This is a genomic window from Psychrobacter sp. Sarcosine-02u-2 (assembly GCF_002836335.1).
GTDB lineage: Bacteria > Pseudomonadota > Gammaproteobacteria > Pseudomonadales > Moraxellaceae > Psychrobacter > Psychrobacter faecalis.
Genome location: NZ_PJBX01000059.1, coordinates 1 through 591, shown reverse-complemented (window position 1 = coordinate 591; position 591 = coordinate 1). Strand labels below are relative to the sequence as shown.

The window sequence follows — 591 nt, the reverse complement described above, 5'->3', positions numbered from 1 at the left end:
CAGGTAAAGAGACCGATGTTGGTAGAACAGCGGTAAATAATCGACTATTTATCGAAGCTGTTCTATGGATTGTCCGAACAGGTAGTCCGTGGCGAGACTTACCCCCTGAATTTGGTAACTGGAACAGTGTTTATAAGCGCTACCGTCGATGGGTAAAAAGCGATAGATTCAGCAAGCTATTTAATGCTCTGAATGACTCAGATTTAGAGTATGCCATGATTGATGGCACTATTGTTAAGGTACATCGTCATGGACAAGGCGCAAAAGGGGGGCTTGTCATCAGGCAATTGGCAAATCAAGAGGCGGTATGACCACTAAAATCATGGCAATGGTTGATGCATTAGGCAACCTTGTTGATTTTACTTTATTGAAAGGACAACAGCATGACATGGCTGGCGTTAAACCTTTAATTAAAGACAAAGAGTTTGGTGCATTGCTTGCTGATAGAGCCTTTGACACGGATTGGCTACTGCTAGACTTAGAAGAGCGTGGTAGCAAAGCGGTCATACCCCCTAAACGCTCTCGTTTAAAGCAACGAGATTTCGATAAAGAAATGTACAAGTGGCGTCACTTAATCGAGAACTTCTTCTG

The 591-nt window shown here is 43.1% G+C and carries 1 pseudogene; it reads left to right on the top strand.

What is annotated here, in order from left to right:
- A pseudogene (locus tag CXF58_RS13970) lies at nucleotides 1-591 on the top strand (IS5 family transposase); the annotation flags it as partial.